The sequence below is a fragment of the Ructibacterium gallinarum genome, assembly GCF_014982785.1.
Classification (GTDB): Bacteria; Bacillota; Clostridia; order Monoglobales; family Monoglobaceae; genus Ructibacterium; species Ructibacterium gallinarum.
This window is the reverse complement of record NZ_JADCKB010000007.1, coordinates 47339-66118: the sequence shown is the minus strand read 5'-3', so window position 1 is coordinate 66118 and position 18780 is coordinate 47339. Positions and strand designations below refer to the sequence as shown.

The 18780-nt window shown below is 44.7% G+C and carries 14 protein-coding genes; 13 read left to right on the top strand and 1 reads right to left on the bottom strand.

The window, feature by feature from the left end:
* The first annotated feature begins 246 nt into the window (after positions 1 to 246).
* The 6 genes from INF28_RS04605 (at position 247) to INF28_RS04580 (ending at position 6656) form a co-directional block, all read left to right on the top strand.
* Positions 247 to 1449, top strand: a complete 1203-nt coding sequence (locus tag INF28_RS04605) for a phosphoglycerate kinase (protein WP_226392304.1) — start codon at positions 247 to 249, stop codon at positions 1447 to 1449.
* An 89-nt stretch (positions 1450 to 1538) separates the two neighbouring features.
* Positions 1539 to 2291, top strand: coding sequence for a triose-phosphate isomerase (tpiA, locus tag INF28_RS04600; RefSeq protein ID WP_226392303.1), 753 nt, complete (start codon positions 1539 to 1541; stop codon positions 2289 to 2291).
* A 24-nt stretch (positions 2292 to 2315) separates the two neighbouring features.
* Entirely contained in the window at positions 2316 to 3851 is a 1536-nt protein-coding gene (gene gpmI, locus INF28_RS04595; RefSeq protein ID WP_226392302.1) for a 2,3-bisphosphoglycerate-independent phosphoglycerate mutase, read from the top strand.
* Positions 3852 to 3936: 85 nt separating this feature from the next.
* Positions 3937 to 5256: a phosphopyruvate hydratase gene (eno, locus tag INF28_RS04590; RefSeq protein WP_226392301.1), complete on the top strand. Its 1320-nt coding sequence runs from the start codon at positions 3937 to 3939 to the stop codon at positions 5254 to 5256.
* A gap of 14 nt (positions 5257 to 5270) precedes the next feature.
* Positions 5271 to 6041 carry an alpha/beta hydrolase gene (locus tag INF28_RS04585; protein ID WP_226392300.1) on the top strand — a complete coding sequence of 257 codons (771 nt, stop codon included), beginning with the start codon at positions 5271 to 5273 and terminating at the stop codon, positions 6039 to 6041.
* A gap of 81 nt (positions 6042 to 6122) precedes the next feature.
* Positions 6123 to 6656: an inorganic diphosphatase gene (locus INF28_RS04580; RefSeq protein WP_226392299.1), complete on the top strand. Its 534-nt coding sequence runs from the start codon at positions 6123 to 6125 to the stop codon at positions 6654 to 6656.
* A gap of 38 nt (positions 6657 to 6694) precedes the next feature.
* Here INF28_RS04580 and INF28_RS04575 read toward each other — a convergent pair whose 3' ends face one another.
* On the bottom strand, positions 6695 to 7843 hold the full coding sequence (locus INF28_RS04575) for a tRNA(Met) cytidine acetate ligase (protein ID WP_226392298.1): 1149 nt from the start codon (positions 7841 to 7843) through the stop codon (positions 6695 to 6697).
* A 191-nt stretch (positions 7844 to 8034) separates the two neighbouring features.
* Here INF28_RS04575 and pta point away from each other — a divergent pair, with 191 nt between their 5' ends.
* From pta to guaA, 7 genes are all read left to right on the top strand, one after another.
* Entirely contained in the window at positions 8035 to 9033 is a 999-nt protein-coding gene (pta, locus tag INF28_RS04570; protein WP_226392297.1) for a phosphate acetyltransferase, read from the top strand.
* 26 nt (positions 9034 to 9059) lie between these two features.
* A complete protein-coding gene (locus tag INF28_RS04565; RefSeq protein ID WP_226392296.1) occupies positions 9060 to 10259 on the top strand; it encodes an acetate/propionate family kinase in 1200 nt (399 codons plus the stop codon).
* A gap of 95 nt (positions 10260 to 10354) precedes the next feature.
* Positions 10355 to 10993, top strand: a complete 639-nt coding sequence (sigH, locus tag INF28_RS04560; protein ID WP_226392295.1) for an RNA polymerase sporulation sigma factor SigH — start codon at positions 10355 to 10357, stop codon at positions 10991 to 10993.
* Between the two features lie 838 nt (positions 10994 to 11831).
* A complete protein-coding gene (locus tag INF28_RS04555; RefSeq protein WP_226392294.1) occupies positions 11832 to 13508 on the top strand; it encodes a 2-isopropylmalate synthase in 1677 nt (558 codons plus the stop codon).
* 25 nt (positions 13509 to 13533) lie between these two features.
* Positions 13534 to 16023, top strand: coding sequence for a M13-type metalloendopeptidase (locus tag INF28_RS04550; RefSeq protein WP_226392293.1), 2490 nt, complete (start codon positions 13534 to 13536; stop codon positions 16021 to 16023).
* A 174-nt stretch (positions 16024 to 16197) separates the two neighbouring features.
* Positions 16198 to 17385, top strand: a complete 1188-nt coding sequence (locus tag INF28_RS04545) for an AI-2E family transporter (RefSeq protein ID WP_226392292.1) — start codon at positions 16198 to 16200, stop codon at positions 17383 to 17385.
* A gap of 83 nt (positions 17386 to 17468) precedes the next feature.
* Positions 17469 to 18776 (top strand): glutamine-hydrolyzing GMP synthase, encoded by a 1308-nt coding sequence (gene guaA, locus INF28_RS04540; protein WP_226392291.1) that lies wholly within the window; start codon positions 17469 to 17471, stop codon positions 18774 to 18776.
* Positions 18777 to 18780 lie beyond the last annotated feature (4 nt).

Here is an 18780-nt window from a genome sequence, read left to right as displayed (position 1 = left end):
GGAGGGGATTTTTTTGTTGTACCATTTCTTGGCTGTTCAAAAAAGAACAGATGTAAGGTTTTGACAAATTTCTATGCCGAAGCGGAGGGGAAATCGTGATTTTTTTAACAAAAAATCTGTGAAAAACACTTGATAAATTTTATTATTTAGGATAAAATGAAATTGGGTAAAAATATCCATATGTTTCTTGTGTAATAGAATCAGCCCCAAAGCGGGGAGTCAATATATTTTTGGGAGGTATTTTTCATGAACAAGAAAACAGTTGATGACATTGAGGTTAAGGGCAAAAAAGTATTGGTGCGCTGTGACTTTAACGTTCCGATCAAAGACGGAAAAATTACGGACGAAACTAGAATCGTAGGCGCATTGCCCACTATTAAAAAGCTAATTGCAGAGGGTGCCAAGGTAATTCTGTGCTCTCATATGGGTAAGCCTAAGGGTGAACCGAAACCAGAGCTGTCTTTAGCGCCGGTGGCAGTACGGTTGTCTGAGCATTTGGGAAAAGAAGTTGTTTTTGCGGCAGATGATAATGTAGTAGGCGAAAATGCCAAGGCAGCGGTGGCCGCTATGAAAGACGGCGATGTGGTATTACTGCAAAACACCAGATATCGCGCAGAAGAGACGAAAAATGGTGAAAATTTCAGCAAAGAGCTGGCTTCCCTTGCCGAAGTGTTTGTCAATGACGCTTTTGGAAGTGCACACCGGGCACATTGCTCTACTGTGGGCGTGACTGAATATCTTAGCCCGTCTGTGGCTGGATATCTGATGAAAAAAGAACTGGATTTCTTAGGAAATGCCATTGACAATCCGGTTCGTCCGCTGGTTGCTATTTTGGGCGGCGCCAAGGTTGCGGACAAGCTGAACGTGATCTCCAACCTTTTGGAAAAATGCGATACACTGATTATCGGTGGTGGTATGGCATATACTTTCTTAAAGGCCAAAGGCTATGAAATCGGTACCTCTTTGGCAGACGATGAGAAGATTGACTACTGCAAAGAGATGATGGACAAGGCGGAAAAACTGGGCAAAAAACTGATTTTGCCAGTCGATACTGTGGTAGCCTCCGAATTCCCCAATCCAATTGATGCAGAAATTGCGGTAGAAACCGTACCATCTGATGCAATTCCCGCGGATAAAATGGGACTTGATATTGGCGAAAAGACCCGTCAGCTGTTTGCGGATACGGTAAAGAGCGCAAAGACGGTAGTATGGAACGGCCCCATGGGCGTATTTGAAAATCCCACTCTGGCAAAGGGTACTATTGCGGTAGCACAGGCACTGGCGGATACGGACGCAACCACTATTATTGGCGGTGGCGACAGTGCGGCGGCCGTGAACCAGCTGGGCTTTGGTGATAAGATGTCCCACATCTCTACTGGCGGCGGCGCGTCTATGGAATTTTTGGAAGGCAAGGTTCTGCCGGGCGTTGCGGCGCTCAGCGATAAATAAAACTGCGCAGAAAGGCCGGAGCAGGGTGTTGTTTCGGCCTTTGCACATGTCATAAAAACGGTATGGCTGAAAAAGAAAGGATGTTTGTCATGAGAAAAAAGATTATTGCAGGGAACTGGAAAATGAATAAAACACCGTCTGAAGCAAAAGCTCTGGTGGCAGAAATTAAGGAAAAGGTTGCAGGTGCTACCTGTGATGTCGTGGTTTGCCCAACGGCAATTTGCATTCCTGGTGTTGTAGAAGAGCTCAAAGGCAGCAACGTGGCGGTAGGCGCTCAGAATGTGCATTTTAAAGAAAGCGGCGCTTATACCGGGGAATTGGCAGGTAATATGCTCAAAGAGGCGGGCGTGACCTATGTGATTATTGGACATTCGGAACGTCGCCAGTATTTCGGTGAAACGGATGAGACGGTGAATCTGCGTACCAAAGCGGCGCTGGAAGCAGGACTTCTGCCTATCGTTTGTGTCGGTGAGAGCCTGACAGAGCGGGAGCAGGGTATTACGGATGATACGGTTCGCCGGCAGACCAAGATTGCCTTTTTGGGTATTTCCGCAGAGGATGCTAAGAAAATCGTGATTGCTTATGAACCGGTTTGGGCAATCGGAACCGGAAAGACTGCTACGGCAGAGCAGGCTGATGAGGTCTGCGGTATAATCCGTGAGACGATTGCTGGGCTTTACGGTAAAGAGACCGCAGAAGCGATCCGGATTCAATACGGCGGCAGCATGAATGCGAAAAATGCGGCTGAGCTTTTGGCAAAACCCAACATTGACGGCGGCTTGATTGGCGGCGCCAGCCTGAAAGCAGAAGATTTTTCTGTTATTGTGGAAGCCGCAAAATAATTTTTTGAGAGGACAGATTTGATTATGAGCAAAAAACCTTATGCACTGATTATTATGGATGGTTATGGTGTCAACGAACGGCATGAGGGAAATGCCATTTATGCCGCCAAGACGCCCAATATGGATCGGTATATGCAGTCCTGCCCCCATACCATTGTACATGCATCCGGTATGGATGTGGGCCTTCCTGAAGGGCAGATGGGAAATTCCGAGGTGGGACATACCAACATCGGCGCTGGCCGGATTGTGTATCAGGAACTAACCCGGATCACCAAATCCATAGAAGACGGAGACTTTTTTGAAAATCCAGTTCTGCTTGCGGCGGTGGAGAACTGTAAAAAGAATAACAGCGCCCTGCACCTTGCGGGATTACTTTCAGATGGAGGTGTGCACAGCCATAACCGTCATCTGTACGGCCTTTTGCAGCTGGCCAAAAAGAGTGGACTTGAAAAGGTGCATGTACACTGCTTTTTGGACGGCCGTGATGTTCCGCCGTCTTCCGGTGCAGACTATGTAGAGGAATTGGTGGCAAAACTGCGTGAAATCGGGGTAGGCGATATTGCCACGGTGATGGGACGTTATTATGCTATGGATCGTGATAACCGGTGGGAACGGGTAGAAAAAGCATATAACGCTATGGTTCTGGGTGAAGGAAATATTTGTCAGTCGGCAGTAACAGCGGTGAAGGAAAGTTATAACAATGGAGTAACCGATGAATTTGTGGTGCCCACTGTCATTACCAAAGATGACCAGCCGACAGGACGAATTTCGGAGAACGACTCGGTAATCTTCTTCAATTTCCGTCCTGATCGTGCCAGAGAAATCACCCGGACGATTGTGGATCCTGATTTTTCCGGATTTGAAAGAAAATATTTTAAGACGTTTTATGTATGTATGACCCAGTATGATGCCTCTATGCCGAATGTAGAGGTGGCTTTTAAACCGGAATCTTTGAAGAATACCTTTGGTGAATATATCAGCAAAAAAGGGCTTCGGCAGCTGCGTATTGCTGAGACGGAAAAGTATGCACATGTTACCTTTTTCTTTAACGGCGGTGTAGAAAACGTGTATGACGGCGAAGACCGGGCACTGATCAACTCGCCCAAGGTGGCAACTTATGACCTGCAGCCGGAGATGAGCGCACCAGAGGTGACTGATGAGGTGGTAAAGCGGATCGAAAGCGGCGAATATGATGTGATTATTTTGAATTTCGCTAACTGTGATATGGTAGGGCACACCGGTGTTTTTGATGCAGCGGTCAAAGCGGTGGAAACGGTGGATTTTTGCCTGGGACGTGTGGTGGATGCTATTGAGAAAATGCATGGTATGGCATTGATCACAGCTGATCATGGTAACGCGGATCAGATGATTAACTATGAAACTGGCGGCGCATTTACTGCGCATACTACCAATGTGGTACCGCTGGTTCTTATTGGCAATCATGATGTCAAATTAAAGCCCGGACGGCTGGCGGATCTTGCGCCCACCCTGCTTGACATGATGGGCCTGGAAAAACCGGCAGAAATGACGGGTGAAAGTTTGATTTCCCACGGCGAATAAAATATGTGTAATAACAAAACCTTCTGTATAAATTTTTCCTCTTCGGATAAACTGAAAAGGAAGATAAAAACAGGAGGTTTTGTTTATGAAGGCATATATTGGCATTGTGGACGCGGCGGCAAGAGAGATTTTGGATTCCCGCGGGAATCCCACATTGGAGGTAGAAATTTTGGCAGAGGACGGCATCATTGGACGGGCAGCGGTGCCGTCAGGAGCTTCCACCGGTGCGTTTGAAGCCTGTGAGTTGCGGGATGAGGATAAAGGCCGGTATGGAGGAAAGGGCGTTTTAAAGGCAGTGGAAAATGTAAATGGCCCGATTTGTGAGGCTTTACTTGGCATGAATGTACTGGATCAGGCGGCCATTGACCGTACCATGATTGAGCTTGATGGAACAAAGGATAAATCTAAGCTGGGCGCCAATGCTATTTTGGGTGTTTCTCTGGCTTGCGCTAAGGCAGCGGCAGTGGCAGTAGGGCAGAGCCTGTATCAGTATATTGGCGGCGTACATGCACATACTTTACCGGTGCCTATGATGAACATTATTAACGGCGGCCGGCATGCGGATAATTCCATCAGCTGTCAGGAATTTATGATTATGCCGTCCGGAGCAAAAAGTTTCCGGGAGGCTTTGCGGTGGTGTGCAGAAGTGTTCTATGCCTTAAAAGGCGTTTTGAAAGAAATGGGGTGCTCCACTGCGGTGGGGGATGAAGGCGGTTTCGCTCCCAACCTGGATGGCGATGAGGAAGCGGTAAAAGTGATTATAAAGGCGATCGAAAAGGCAGGGTACCGTCCTGGCGAGGATTTTCGGATTGCGCTGGATCCTGCTTCCACGGAAATGTATGAGGAAGCAAAGAAACGGGGATTTGAGGGGAAATACTGTTTCTGGAAGCAGGACAAAATGCTCAGTCGGGAAGAAATGGTGGATTTCTGGGCAGACTGGGTTGAGAAATATCCCATTGTTTCCATTGAAGACGGCATGGCAGAAGAGGATTGGGAAGGATGGGATATGCTCACTAAAAAGATAGGACACAAGGTTCAGTTGGTGGGAGACGATTTGTTTGTGACCAATCCGGCTCGTTTGGGAAAAGGCATTCGTCTGGGCGCCGCTAATTCCATTTTGATTAAGGTAAATCAGATTGGGACTTTGACCGAAACCTTAGAGGCGGTGCAGACGGCCTGCCGTGCCGGTTATACCGCGGTAATTTCCCACCGAAGCGGAGAAACAGAGGATACTACCATTGCAGATCTTGCGGTTGCGGTCAACGCTGGTCAGATTAAAACTGGTGCCCCCAGCCGGACGGATCGGACGGCAAAATATAACCAGCTTTTGCGTATTGAGGAGGAATTGGGAAGTATGGCATGTTATCCCGGCACCTCCGCATGGTATAATCTAAAAATCAAATAAGAAGGTGTTTTGACATGGAAGGCAGCAGACAGTGCCATATCAGCAGTCATATTCCCGGCGCCAAATTGCTGGTGCTGTTTGTACATGGGATTTTGGAAGGGCCAGAGCAATTTCGCCCTTTAATGAAATTGCTGGAGACGCAGGGGATTTCTTCTGCGGCACTGCTGCTGCCGGGACATGGAAGCGACGGTGCCGCTTTTGCGGGAAGCAGAATGCGGCAGTGGCAGGAATATACCGAGGCGGCAGTGATACATTTTAAGAAGCAATACCCCCATGTCATTATTGTAGGCCATTCTATGGGCGGGCTTTTGGCTATGCAAGCCTGCCAGAATCCTTTGGCGGCGCCAGATGGCATTTTCGCGTTGGGACTTCCGCTGTGCCTGGGAGTACGGTATAAGGGCGTAGAGGAGGTGTGCCGGGCGTTTACCGGAACGCTTGCCCCAGAGCATGAATCTGCCCGGGCAGTTTTGAGAACCTGCAGTATTTCCCATGTGCGCCTGTACCAGTGTGTTGGATGGGGGCCGCAGTATGCGGCGCTTTTGGGGTTGTGCCGCAGAATGCGGCAGATGCTTCCGAAGCTTAATTGCAGGATGTGTGTTGTGTTGTCTGCGGATGATGAATTTGTCAGCCTGAAGACGGTAAGTCTTTTGCGGCGGGTAAGGCCGGATTTTCAGGTGACGGTGCTTCCAGATTCAGGACATTTTTATCTGAGTGGCAAAGACAAGAAAGTAGTAGAAAGGTGTTTTCTTTCGTTCTTATCAAAGATACAAAGTGGTTGGAAATAAAAATACATTGCGTTTTTTCAGTATGTATGCTATACTATGAATAACTTGATCTTTTCTTAAATACAAGGAGGAAAAACCATCATGAATATTTGGCACGATATTGCCCCTGAAAGGATTTTCCCTACAGATTTTATTACGGTGATTGAAATTTCACAGGGCAGTAAGATGAAATATGAAATGGATAAGGAAACGGGACTGCTGATTCTGGATCGTGTGCTATACACCTCCACGCACTATCCTGCCAATTACGGTTTTATCCCCCGTACCTTGGCGGACGACGGGGATCCCTTGGATGTACTGCTCCTTTGCAGTGAGCCTATTCAGCCCATGACGCTGGTGCGGAGCTATCCCATCGGTGTTATTTCTATGATGGATAATGGCAAGAGGGATGAAAAGATTATAGCAATTCCGTATGACGACCCTACATATAAGTGTTACTCGGATATTTCACAGCTTCCAAAGCATATTTTTGAAGAAATGCGTCACTTTTTCTCTGTATATAAAACATTAGAAGGGAAAGAAACGGCTGTAGATGAAGTAAGTGATGTGATGGAAGCGCTGAAAATCGTACAGGAAAGCATTGACAATTATAAAAAGGCTTATCCGTCAAAATAAGCCTTGCATAAGATATAAGAAGCCGGAGAAGTGGCTTCTTATATTTTTTTGTCTGTATTTTGAAAAAGGTTATAAATACGGTCAAGAGCAAGCTCTCTCTGCCAAAGCTTTTGCGCATCCGGGTGATTTTTAATCTGTCCGCCGTTTTTGGCCAGCGGCAGAGAGGCGGTTTTACGGGCCAGGTTTAGTACATTGCGGCCGGTTTCATTAAAGTCCAGTACACGAATATAAGATGGCAGAAGCTGGGCATCTTTTTGGGTAATACCCAAATATGCATTGAAAGCAATCCGGCGGATGCGGCTGTATGCATACCGTTTGGACTTGACAAGAGAAATGAGTTCCGGAAGCGTATCGGCGGAAAAAGCAGCTTTTTTCAGCGCGTATTCCAGCCCTTCCGAGACATCTGCGGTATGCCGGAGAGATTCTAAAGGTATGAGACAGAGATTGGCGATGATTGCTTTTTCCATACAGCGGATAGAAAAAGGCTGTTCTTGTGAAAAAATATCAGCGATTTTGGGCGGCAGATAAGAATCAATATTCTGACCGTTTAAAAGCATTTCACGTAATGCCGATGCGGAGGCGAAGCCGTCCGCTGGTGCTGTGGCGTCATGGCCTGCGCCGCGGCGGGAGATAGCAAAGGGGCGAATGCTGCTTTGGAGATGCAGCAGTTCCTTAATATATTCCACCGCTAGAATATTGTTGGGTTGACTGAGAATGGCTGCTGAAGCAGGGCCAAGTATTGCCTTTACAGCTGCAGCTCGTGCCGCAGCAAAGGAAAGACCATGGCTTAGCTCCTCTTGCAAACGGTGGGAGAAGGTGGTATCTTCGTTTTGCAAAACACGGGCGAGTTGAACTAGTACTTCTGTATCTGGTGATTCGGCACCAAAAAACAAAGTATCTATACAGCCAAGTGCATGTAGCGTCAGCACAGCGTTGCGGGCATAGCGCTGTGCTGACTGGAGTGTAAGGACAGCAGGAAGCTCCAGTATCAGGTCAATGCCGCTTTGTATTGCCGCGGCAGCTCTGCATTGTTTGGAAAAAACAGCGGGTTCGCCCCGCTGTACAAAATTCCCGCTCATGATACCTACAATGGCATCTGGCGCAAGAAGCTGGTGGATGGTATCCAGCTGATACTGATGTCCCATATGAAATGGGTTATATTCACAAACTACCGCTGCAATTTTCATACAAAATCCCTCACTTTTGTCGGAAACCAGTCAAAATTCTTCTTTTCTTCTATTAGTATAGCACAAAATTTCTTTTTCTCAAGAAAAAATTCAAAAATTCCCTTGTGTTATAAAAAACAAAGGTGTATAATATTTTAGTCAGACGTATGAAAATAATTGTAAATTTACTATAACGAAATGAGGTAATTAAAATGTCAACATTTATGGACAAAATCAAGGCGCTTGCTGCCGCTGACAAGAAGACCATTGTCCTGGCGGAAGGAGAGGAGCGCAGGACGGTACAGGCTGCCGACGCTGTGTTAAAGCAGGGTTTTGCTGATATTATCCTGTTGGGAAATGAAGCAAAAATCAAAGAAATTTCCAAAGATCTGGACATTTCCGGCGCCCGGATTATTGATCCTGCTACAAGCGAGCTGACTGAAGATTTTGCCAATAAGCTTTATGAACTTCGTAAAGCGAAAGGAATGACTCCGGAAAAAGCGGCAGAAACCATTTTGAATACATTGTATTTTGGCTGTATGCTGGTAAAGACGGGGATGGCAGACGGTATGGTTGCCGGAGCGGTAAACTCCACTGCAAATGTACTTCGCAGTGCGCTCCAGATTATCAAAACTGCACCGGATACGAAAGTAGTGTCGGCCTTTTTCCTGATGATTGTGCCGGATTGCGAATATGGTGAAAACGGTACTTTTGTATTTTCCGACTGTGGATTAAATGAGTACCCTGATGAAGAAAAATTGGCGCAAATCGCATTGTCTTCGGCCAAGTCTTTCCGTATGCTGGTAGGAGAAGAACCGAAAGTGGCGATGCTGTCTTATTCTTCTTATGGCAGTGCGAAATCGGAATATGTGGATAAAGTGCGCAACGCGACAGAACTTGTCAAAGCACAGGCTCCGGACCTGAAAATAGACGGAGAACTTCAGTTAGATGCGGCGATTGTTCCAGAAATCAATGCCTCTAAAGCACCGGGCAGCCCCATTGAAGGAAAAGCCAATGTGCTGATATTCCCCAATCTGGATGCAGGCAATATCGGTTATAAACTGGTACAGCGTCTGGCAAAAGCAGAAGCTTACGGGCCTTTGACGCAGGGCATTGCAAAACCGGTTAATGATCTGTCCCGTGGCTGCAGTTATGAGGATATCGTGGGTGTTGTGGCGTTTACCTGTGTACAAGCACAAAAACAGGCCTAATGATTGAGTTTGGAGGAGAATGAAAAATGAAAATTTTGGTAATCAATGCTGGAAGCTCATCGCTGAAATACCAGCTGATTGATATGGAAACAGAAACGGTGCTTGCAAAAGGCCAATGTGAGCGGATCGGAATTGAAGGCTCTAAACTGACCCATAAAGTGCCGGGGAAAGAGGATTACATACGACAGACGCCCATGCCGGAACATAAGGTAGCGGTGGATTTGGTTTTGGAAGCGCTGATGGATGAGGAACATGGCGTGGTAAAGAGTGCGGATGAAATAGATGCGGTAGGGCATCGGGTTCTTCACGGCGGTATGGTTTATAGTGATTCCATTGTTGTAAATGATGATGTAAAGCGTGTAATTCGGGAATGCTTTGATTTGGGTCCATTGCATAACCCTGCAAATCTAACAGGCATTGAGGCATGTGAGGCGGCAATGCCCGGCAAGCCCAATGTAGCGGTATTTGATACAGCTTTTGGTATGGCCATGCCCGAAAAGGCTTATACTTATGCTATTCCCCATGAATATCTGGAAAAATACAGTATTCGGAAATACGGTTTCCATGGGACCAGCCATAATTTTGTATCGAAAGAAACCATTCGCTTTGCAGGCCTTGATTCTGAAACGGCAAAAGTGATCGTTTGCCATCTTGGAAACGGCGCCAGTGTGTCTGCTTCCATCGGAGGTAAATGTGTGGATACCAGTATGGGACTCACACCGCTTGAAGGCTTGATTATGGGTTCTCGCTGTGGCGATATTGATCCGGCTGTGGCACAGTATATCTGTAATAAAGAGGGTAAAGATATTAATGAAGTCCTGACTTTATTCAATAAAAAGTCTGGTATTTTAGGTATGAGTGGCGGCGTTTCTACCGATTTTCGTGATGTGAAAAAAGCAGCGGATGCGGGTAATCATTTGGCTGAAGTTGCGCTTGATGCTTTTGCTTACCGTGTAGCAAAATATATTGGGTCCTATGCAGCGGCCATGAACGGCGTTGACGCCATTGCTTTTACAGCCGGCGTAGGGGAGAATGATGCGCCCATGCGGTCAGAAATTATGAGTTATATGGGCTTCTTGGGTGTGAAACTGGATGAAGAAGTCAACAAGGCTTCCCGCGGCAAAGAGGCATTGATCAGCGCACCAGACAGTACAGTAAAGGTACTGGTGATTCCTACCAATGAGGAATTGATGATTGCGCGGGATACTGCTGCACTTACCAAATAAATCAAATATAAAAACGGGATTCCTTTGGGTTTCCCGTTCTTTCAATTCAAGAAAAATGCGGCAAGTGAGTATGTTGCCGGATAAGAGGGCGAAGTATGGAAAAAAAACAGTTTCAGTATGAATTACTGGCTGACGAGCAGGTAGTGGAGCTTTCAGCCCAGGGGGACAAAGCCGCTACGGAATATATTTTAAGCAAATATAAAAATTTGGTGCGCGCCCGGGCAAAAATATATTTTTTGGCGGGTGCCGATAGGGAAGATTTGGTACAGGAAGGAATGATCGGCCTTTTTAAGGCGGTGCGTGATTTTGATCCTACCAAACAGGCGTCATTTCGCGGATTTGCGGAGATGTGTATCAAGCGTCAGCTAATTACTGCTGTTAAGACTGCCGCCCGGCAGAAGCATATGCCGCTCAATTCTTATGTTTCTTTAAGCAGTCCAGTTTATGAAGACGAATCTGAGCGAACCTTGGTGGATATGCTGGCAGAACGCGAAGCAGTTGATCCGGAAGAAATGTTCCTTCGGCGGGAAAAAGCAGAGGCTTTGGAAGCGGAGATTGCACAAAAACTCAGCGCGTTGGAACAGACGGTATTGTCTTTGCATCTTGGCGGAATGAATTACCAGGAAATTGCGGTGGAATTGGGCAGGAGCCCCAAATCGATTGACAATGCACTTCAAAGAATCAAACGGAAGCTTTCAGCTTCCGAACCCAATCCCCCAAAGGATAAAGCATAGATAAGAAATGATATTTATCAATGTGACAAAGTTGTTTTGCAGAAAAAATGTGCAGGTGTTTTTTACATCTGCACCTTTTTTCTTTTAAAACATTTTTCGACATTTTCATCAATTAAGGCTGCGGCACAGCGCAAGCGGATTTTGTTTTGCTCAAAAACAGGTATAAAAGGGACGATGATAGCTAAGGTAAGGGAAAATCCTGGTTGTAATGCTGTAAGAAATAGACGGCATCAAATACGGCTGCTGCAAGGCTAGCATTGCTTTTTATTTTTCGTGGATATTGACACAAATAAACGAGTCTATAATACAAAAATGTTATTTTGTCAAGAAAAAAAAATTAAGATTATGTAAACCTCGGTGTAACCAAACTGTAACAAAATGCGAAATTAGCAAAGAATGCGCACACAGCTTTTCCACCGTTTAAACTTTCGAATTATCAAGTTATTCACAGAGTTATACACATTTTCCACAGGTTTGCAGGGTGGAAAATAGGAAATAAGTAAAGTTATCCACAGGCAACGGATTTTCGGCAAAATTGGGACGGGCAAAATGTTACGCAAGGTTTACAATAAAATTACAGAAAATTTACTTGTTTTTTTCTTGAAATTTATTTATGATGGAAAATGTTAAAAGAGAGTAAAGAATGGAAAAAGATTGAATAAGGCTGCAAATGTTAGGAAAGCGTGAGGAAAAATGAAAATAATTCTTGCATATTAAGAATGAATATGATATACTAAAAATCTATAGATTGTTTTTTGCGGCGGCATGGAAGGGGAGCCGAAATTACCCCAGAGAAGCTGCCGGTTGAGAGACGATACAAGAAAGGCGGGATTTGTCTGTGAAAAATTATGATAAATATCAAAAAGGCTATTTTTTGCCTCCTGTCTGTGAAATGAAGTGGGTTCACAAGGATGCGATTGAAAAAGCGCCAATTTGGTGCAGTGTGGATTTGCGCGATGGGAATCAAGCGCTGGTCGTTCCGATGAGCCTGGAGGAAAAAGTAGAATTTTTTAAGTACCTGGTAAAGCTTGGTTTTAAGGAAATTGAAGTAGGATTTCCGGCGGCTTCTGAAACAGAATATCAGTTTTTGCGCAAACTGATAGAGGATCATCTTATTCCGGATGATGTGGAGATTCAGGTGCTTACACAGGCAAGAGAACATATTATTAAAAAGACATTTGATGCATTGCGCGGAGCAAAAAAAGCGATTGTACATGTGTATAATTCTACCTCAGTGGCACAGCGACAGCAGGTGTTCCGCAAATCCAAAGAAGAAATTAAACAGCTTGCGGTGGATGGTGCGGAATTGCTTATGCGGCTTGCGGACGAAACGGAAGGTAATTTCCGGTTTGAATATAGTCCGGAAAGTTTTACAGGAACGGAAGTGGATTATGCACTGGAGGTCTGCAATGCAGTGCTTGATGTATGGAAGCCGAAGGCGGATAAAAAAGCGATTATCAATCTGCCAGTCACGGTGGAAATGTCTTTGCCGCATGTGTATGCCAGCCAGGTGGAGTATGTCAGCGATCGATTGAAATATCGTGATGCAGTGGTATTATCTTTGCATCCGCATAATGACAGAGGCTGTGGTGTAGCGGATACGGAATTAGCTTTGCTTGCAGGCGCTGACCGGGTGGAAGGAACCTTGTTCGGCAATGGTGAACGAACCGGAAATGTAGATATTGTAACACTTGCGCTTAATATGTTTATGCACGGTGTAGATCCGAAATTGAATTTTGAGAATATGCCGGAGGTAGTGGAGACCTATGAGCGTTTGACGGGAATGTCTGTAGAACCGCGGCATCCTTATAGTGGAAAACTGGTTTTTGCAGCTTTTTCAGGTTCGCATCAGGATGCCATTGCCAAGGGAATGAAGTGGCGGGAAGAGAAAGGCGAAAAACTTTGGACTGTACCTTATTTGCCGGTAGATCCTAAGGATCTGGGAAGAGAATATGAAGGCGACGTGATCCGAATCAATAGTCAATCCGGAAAAGGCGGAATCGGATACCTTATGGAACAGCGGTTTGGATTTAATCTTCCCAAGGCAATGCGGGAAGACTTTGGTTATAAGGTGAAAAGCGTTTCTGACCGGCAACATAAAGAATTGCAGCCGGAAGAAATTTTCCAAATCTTTAAAGAGGAGTATGTGGATATTGATCATCCGATTGCGCTGAAAGAGTGTCATTTTGAGCAGAAAAATGGGATTATTGCTCATGTGACCCTGGAGAAGGATGGTGTAGAAAAAGTGGTTTCTGGAAGCGGAAACGGCCGTTTGGATGCGGTTTATGCTGCTTTAGGAGATGTTTTGCCGCCGGGATTTGTGGTAGAGCATTATACAGAACATGCCATCGGTACAGGGTCAAGTTCTAAGGCTTGTGCTTACATCGGGCTTTCGGATGCATACGGAACCGTGCTTTGGGGTGTAGGTACGGATGATGATATTATTACAGCTTCCCTGCATGCATTGGTAAGTGCTATTAACCGTGCACACCGTACAGAAGGGAAAAAGGCTTGAATTGAATCATAAGGAGTGGAAGAAAATGAAGCGTTTGACCGCAATACTGCTGATAGCGGGACTGTTTCTTTATTCTTCGGCTCCTTTTGTTTTTGCAGACGGGGATCAGAGCTATGTGGCACAGGACAATAATTATGTGCCCCGTGATGAAAACTATGCCACCCGTGAAGAAACAGTGGCGGGGTTTGTAAAAGCAATCGGAGCAGAAACGGAGGAAAATGTATATGCAGTATTGTCTCAGTTTTCCGATGCCGGCAAGATCGCGTCTGTCTATCAGGATGAAATCGCCATCGCGGTAGAAGAGGGGTTGGTATCTGGCTATGATGACGGATCCTTCCGACCGCAGAACACCATTACCAGAATAGAAGCGTTGGTGATTTTGAACCGTGCGCTTTCCAAGCGAACCCTTCCGGCCCTCTATGATGTGTCTTTTGAAGATACGCCGGCTTGGGCAGCAGGGGATATTCACCGCCTGGGTGCAGCCGGCATTGTGAAAGGCTATGGAGATGGTACGCTCGGGGCAGAAGACCTGCTTACGACGGAACAGGTGAAATTACTGACGGAACGGGCCGCGCGTATGGTGGGACCGGCAGGGGATTTTTATGAATATATTAATGAAGATTGGATGGAAGAAACCCAAATCCCTGCTGGAAAGCCATTCTGGTCTAATATAGATCAAATATCCCAGTCGATGTATAAAGAAATCGGTGATATCATTTATACTCTGTACCGGCAACGTTATAAAGAACAAATAGAGTTTGAAAAAGGAACCAATGAACAAAAAATAGCTGATGTATTTTCCGCGGCATCCAATACGGTATACCGCGATCTTCTGGGCTTGGAACCGGCGCAGGAGTATCTATCAAAAATTGATGATGTGCAGGATATGGACGATCTTTTAGAGACTATGGCGTATCTTGAGTATAACGGTTTTCATGGATTACTGCCTTTAGCGGTTAGCATAGATGTTTATGATTCATCCAAATATGTGCTGACTTTTTCTTCCTGCTATACTGGAATGAATACGGCTTTGGTGCAGGGTGAGGATAAAGAAAAAGTTACCAACGCTTACCGCGAATATTTAGCCGCGTTGTTTTCGCTTTTTGGACAGGAAGAGACGGCGGAATCTGTGGCTGCTGAGGTTGCGGATTTATGTACTCAGCTGGCGGAAAAAGCTATGCCTCTTGCAGAGCATAATGCGGTGAAAAGTCATTACCAATTTTATTCGGATCAAGAGCTCAATGAAATATTTTCTAACATTGATATGGGTAAATTTATGGAAATATTAAAGCTTTCTGGCGCAGGAGGTATGGTGGTTTATGATTTGCCTTTGGCAGAAGAGATAAACAAAATTTTTGTTCAGGAAAATATAGAATTACTAAAAAATTATTTAAGGGCAAGTGTGATGGACGGTTCGGCCTTGTATCTGAATTCAGAAGCATTTTTTGTATGGCGGGATTATCAGGATGCTCTTAACGGAACCAAAAGTGATGCGATTGCGGCGGATTATGCAGTGAACATGGTGGAGGAACTGCTGGGCTGGGATCTTGCAAAGTTGTATGTGGAAAAATATGCCTCACCAACGGCAAAGGCGGAGGTAGAAGCTATGACGGAAACCATTTTAAATGCATATGTCGCACGGCTTGAAAAGAATACCTGGCTCAGTGATGAAACGAGAAAAAAAGCAATTTCGAAAATTCAGAACATTCAAATTCGGGTGGGGTATCCAGAAGATATAGCAGAATATCCGGATCCAGGATATGAAATTACCAGTATTAAAAATGGCGGTAATTTGATGACATACCGGACGGGATACTGCAGACGTTATTTTGATACTTGTGAAGGAATTTTTGATGTAGATGTTTCGGTTGTAGATCAGACGGTATGGAGTATGCTGCCTCAGACGGTGAATGCTATGTATGATCCTTCATCCAACAGTATTACGATTCCATCGGGGATCCTTCATGCACCATTTTATGATCCCAAAGCTAGTTATGAATCAAATTTGGGAGGTATCGGTACTGTAATTGCTCATGAAATTAGCCATGCACTTGATTCTTTGGGCTCCCAATTTGATGAAAAAGGCAATTTACAAAATTGGTGGCAGGAAGAAGATAAAAAAGCATTTGATGCCATCTGTAAACAAGTAATTGAAGCCTATGGCCAGATTGAAGCGCTGCCCGGTGTTTATGTGAATGGGACGCAGACGCTGGGAGAAAATTTGGCGGATTTGGCGGGTATGGCGTGTGTTTTAGATATTGCGGGCAAGGACAATCCGCGGCTTAATGACCTATTCACGACCTATGCGGAAACATGGAGATTGGTTTCCACGGAACTATATGCAAAGATTATGTTACAGCAGGATACGCATGCGCCAGACAAAATCCGGGTAAATCGGGTACTATCAAACTTTGATATATTTGAAGAGTATTACGATATCCATGAAGGGGATGGCATGTATCTGCCGGAAGATCAGAGAATCCAGATATGGCGCAGCATGCCGACTGCTCCTTAAAGCCGTTATGATAGCACGTCCTCGGGGCGTGCTTTTCTGTTTTTGACGAAAGAAGTTTATTTCTGCAAATTTTTGTTCAAAATGATGAAGAAGAAGGTTTACTATTTTTCTTTGCTATGTTATAATAAAAAATATTTTTAGGTACAGTTGTTTGGATACTATTGGGGTGATTCTATGTGGTTTCAGGAATTTAAAAAATATATCGGCCTCTTTCTGCTGGGTGTGGCTTTGATTGCCGTGTATAAAACCTTTGATAACTTTGGCAATGTGATAGGTTGGATAAAAAACTTACTGTCGTTATTGACTCCGTTTGTGATAGGGTTTTGCATAGCCTATGTATTATATATTCCTTGTCGGAAAATCGAAGAATTATGCCAAAAAACCAAAGTGGCTTTTTTGATCAATCGAAGGCGTGGTATCGCTGTCGCATCTATTTATTTGATTTTTCTTGCCGCAATTGCTTTGCTGTTGGTTGCCATTATTCCGGCATTTTCCAAAAGTGTGCGGGAATTTTGGGCTCAGCTTCCCAATTTAATACGGGGGGCGGTTCAGTGGTTTAATGGTTTGGGTATATATACGATTACAGAAGGGACACTGCAGCAGCTGCTCAGCAGCAAAGTGTTTTCTATTGACAGCATTTTAGGCGGTGTCAATTTTGATAATATGAATAAATATGCCAAAAGTGTTGTGAGTTTTGGAACGGGTGTGTTTAACGCGTTTTTGGGAATGATTATTTCCGTATATATTTTATTGGACCGTCAAGGCTTAAAGCAAATTTTTATGCGATTTACCAGAACATATGTTTCAGAAAAGCACCGAAGAATTTTAGGCCGGTACGGAAGGAAAGTTAATGAATTTATTAATTTATATATATACTGCCAACTGGTGGACGCAGTGATCATTTTTGTTTTGTCCTTTCTCGCCCTTACGATTATGCAGGTAGAGTATGTACCGTTACTGGCCTTTATTGTGGGCGCGTTTAATTTGATTCCTTATTTTGGGGCCATTACAGCTACAATTTTGGCGGCTGTGATAACCATGTTTACCAAAAGTTTTACCTCGGGATTGATTGTGATTGCAGTTCTGATCGTTTTGCAGCAGATTGATGCTAATTTTATTCAGCCTAAATTATTGTCCGGCTCTTTAAATATTAAACCGTTTTGGGTTATTCTCGGCATTTTGTTGGGCGGAGGTCTTTTTGGTATCTTAGGTATTTTTCTTGCGGTCCCGATTTTTGCACTGCTGAGGATTATCCTTCTGGATATCTTGGAAACATGGGAAAAGAAAAAAGGTTTAAAAACACCCCCATCGTCGGGAACATCGGAACCTATACCGGATTCTGGAGAAAATTCTGATACGTAAAATGTTGAAATGATGTATAAGAAATATAATTAAAAGATGAAGTATAAAATGCTGTTAAAGAATTTGGAATAGGAGAATACGTTATGAAACAAGATATGATTGTTATTTTAGATTTAGGAAGCGAAGAAAATACAAGAGTGGCACGGGCGGTTCGTGCTTTGGGCGTATACAGTGAGATTTACCCTCACGATTTGACCGAAAAGGAATTGGCTCAACTTCCAAATGTAAAGGGAATTATCATAAACGGTGGCCCGAATCATGTTGTGGAGGGGAAAGAAATATATGTTTCAGAAGAGATTTATCATGCGGGGATACCGATAATAGCAGTTGCACATGAGGCGGCTTTGTGCAAAAAGAAAGTCTCTGTACTACCTGCGGACGAAGAAGACCTTTTGACCATGCTGAAGCTATTTGTCTTTGATGCCTGCGGCGCGGAAGCAAACTGGAATATGAAAAATTTTATTTCCGATCAGGTCGAACTGGTACGCAGGCAGGTGGGAGATAAAAAAGTATTACTCGCGCTTTCTGGAGGTGTGGATTCCTCTGTGGTAGCCGCGCTGCTTTTAAAGGCAATTGGAAACAATCTTACTTGTGTCCATGTAAATCATGGATTGCTGCGTAAGGGTGAAGCAGAGCAGGTTGTGAAGGTTTTTCGGGAAGAACTGGGAGCCAATTTGATTTACGTAGATGCTAGCGAGCGGTTTTTAAACAAGCTGGAAGGAGTGTCTGACCCGGAGAAAAAACGAAAAATTATTGGGGCCGAGTTTATTCGTGTATTTGAAGAAGAAGCAAGGAAGCTGGAAGGCATTGAATATCTTGGACAAGGAACCATCTATCCCGATATTGTAGAAAGCGGGACTAAAACAGCTAAAGTGGTTAAATCTCACCATAATGTGGGAGGACTACCAGAAGATCTGCAGTTTGAACTGGTAGAACCGCTTCGTCAGTTGTTCAAAGATGAGGTGCGTGCGTGTGGATTAGAATTAGGACTGCCGGATGAAATGGTATATCGTCAACCGTTTCCGGGACCGGGCCTAGGGGTTCGATGTCTTGGCGCCATTACCCGGGAGCGATTGGAAGTGGTTAGAGAAGCAGATGCTATTTTGCGGGAGGAATTTAAAAATGCAGGATTGGATCGCCAGGTGTGGCAGTATTTTACCATCATTCCCGATTTTAAATCCGTAGGCGTTCGTGATAACGCAAGATGTTTTGAATATCCAATTATTTTGCGGGCAGTAAATACTGTAGATGCCATGACGGCCACTATTGAGCAGCTGCCATGGCCCATATTGCTTAAGATTACCGACCGTATTTTAAAGGAGGTAAAAGGGGTTAATCGCGTTTGTTATGATTTGACACCTAAACCGGTTGGTACAATCGAGTGGGAATGATGAA

Excerpts from the sequence above, each read along its gene's own strand:
- INF28_RS04550 (WP_226392293.1), top strand. The coding sequence starts at position 13,534 with ATGAAGCGTTTGACCGCAATACTGCTGATAGCGGGACTGTTTCTTTAT.
- eno (WP_226392301.1), top strand. The coding sequence starts at position 3,937 with ATGAAGGCATATATTGGCATTGTGGACGCGGCGGCAAGAGAGATTTTG.
- INF28_RS04585 (WP_226392300.1), top strand. The coding sequence starts at position 5,271 with ATGGAAGGCAGCAGACAGTGCCATATCAGCAGTCATATTCCCGGCGCC.
- INF28_RS04580 (WP_226392299.1), top strand. The coding sequence starts at position 6,123 with ATGAATATTTGGCACGATATTGCCCCTGAAAGGATTTTCCCTACAGAT.
- guaA (WP_226392291.1), top strand. The coding sequence starts at position 17,469 with ATGAAACAAGATATGATTGTTATTTTAGATTTAGGAAGCGAAGAAAAT.
- INF28_RS04565 (WP_226392296.1), top strand. The coding sequence starts at position 9,060 with ATGAAAATTTTGGTAATCAATGCTGGAAGCTCATCGCTGAAATACCAG.
- sigH (WP_226392295.1), top strand. The coding sequence starts at position 10,355 with ATGGAAAAAAAACAGTTTCAGTATGAATTACTGGCTGACGAGCAGGTA.
- INF28_RS04545 (WP_226392292.1), top strand. The coding sequence starts at position 16,198 with ATGTGGTTTCAGGAATTTAAAAAATATATCGGCCTCTTTCTGCTGGGT.
- gpmI (WP_226392302.1), top strand. The coding sequence starts at position 2,316 with ATGAGCAAAAAACCTTATGCACTGATTATTATGGATGGTTATGGTGTC.
- INF28_RS04605 (WP_226392304.1), top strand. The coding sequence starts at position 247 with ATGAACAAGAAAACAGTTGATGACATTGAGGTTAAGGGCAAAAAAGTA.
- pta (WP_226392297.1), top strand. The coding sequence starts at position 8,035 with ATGTCAACATTTATGGACAAAATCAAGGCGCTTGCTGCCGCTGACAAG.
- INF28_RS04575 (WP_226392298.1), bottom strand. The coding sequence starts at position 7,843 with ATGAAAATTGCAGCGGTAGTTTGTGAATATAACCCATTTCATATGGGA.
- tpiA (WP_226392303.1), top strand. The coding sequence starts at position 1,539 with ATGAGAAAAAAGATTATTGCAGGGAACTGGAAAATGAATAAAACACCG.